At 58.4% G+C, this 1155-nt stretch carries 1 protein-coding gene; it reads right to left on the bottom strand.

The annotated features are described in order from the left end of the window. Window position 1 precedes the first annotated feature (1 nt). The gene (locus Q319_RS0123635) at window positions 2-1093 is read right to left on the bottom strand and encodes a transposase (RefSeq protein WP_029484811.1); all 1092 of its coding nucleotides are present in this window, start codon (window positions 1091-1093) and stop codon (window positions 2-4) included. Between the last annotated feature and the right edge of the window lie 62 nt (window positions 1094-1155).

Here is a 1155-nt window from a genome sequence, read left to right as displayed (position 1 = left end):
CTCAGGAGTTGCACCTTGCATAGCGGAGTGAATAGCCGTGCTGGTGCAGGAATTCAGCGTTTTTCGAGAACAGGTGTAGCAGGCGGTTGAGATGCAGGTGAGGCAGCACCGTGACCAGCGCCAGGAACGCACATTCCTCTAGGGTCAGCCCATCCTGTCGATGGAGGATGGCCAACGTCCAGGCCAGGAAGACCAGCAGAATCCAGCGATCCAGCCCCACAGCAGTTCGCAACGCGAACTGCGCCAGACCGAACTGATGTTTTCCCTCCTTGAAAAACGATTCCTCGTTCCACCGCTCCTTTCCTTCAGCAATGACCTCGTCTCCTTCCATCAGTTCTGAAGACACGGCATGAAAGGTTCGGTCTCCCCGGTCAAAACGGCCCAACGTCAGCGTCTCATACGGCCAATTCTTGAGTTCAACATAGCCACCATGGGGGCAATCAGCGACGCTCACTTCACCAGGGTGCAGGGTCCGTCGATTGGTCCGAACGCCCACAACGAACTCAAAACCAAGCTGCCGGACCTCGTCTAGGAAGACCGCCGCTTCAAAACCACTGTCGGCGAGGACGCGGATTCGGAACCGCTGCCGAATCGACTTGGGAATGGTGCGAAGCATCTCACGCGCCAATGTCGTCGGTGTGGGCGTGCTTTTCCCCTTGTACACCCGGTAAGCCACCGGGAACTTCACCTCACGGTAGTGGGCGAAAAGCACCACCAGATGGATGCCGTGGACCTCGTTGTAGACGCGTACGAAAGGCAGCGTGCTGCCTTTCTTCTCCACACTCGTCAGGTCAACACTGAGCCGCAGGAGGGGGCGATGTTTCCCTTTGGCGGCCAACCGCAAGCAGTCCCATTGGGCTTGCTCCAGGAGTGTCCAGCACGCCTCCGTATCCCAGGAATACTCGTTGAGGAGGCGGCTGAGCGCACTTTTGCTGACCAGTTCAGCGCGGTGGAGGGCTGTTTTGGTTTTCGTGTCCAGGAACATGAAGAGCGCAGCCCCGAGGCTGCGCTGCTGGTACGACGTGGTGGGCACGGCCAGGAACTGGTCTGCCAGAATGCGGACGCGCTCCCCCGGAATCTGTGACTTTGACATTCTCAGATTCTCCCGGCTGGGAGCGCTTTACTGCCAGTTATGCAGGTGCAACTCCTGAGTCT

Origin of the sequence: Deinococcus marmoris DSM 12784 (genome assembly GCF_000701405.1) — a bacterium.
Taxonomy (GTDB): domain Bacteria; phylum Deinococcota; class Deinococci; order Deinococcales; family Deinococcaceae; genus Deinococcus; species Deinococcus marmoris.
This window is presented reverse-complemented; position numbering and strand designations above follow the sequence as displayed.

Excerpts from the sequence above, each read along its gene's own strand:
- Q319_RS0123635 (WP_029484811.1), bottom strand. The coding sequence starts at position 1,093 with ATGTCAAAGTCACAGATTCCGGGGGAGCGCGTCCGCATTCTGGCAGAC.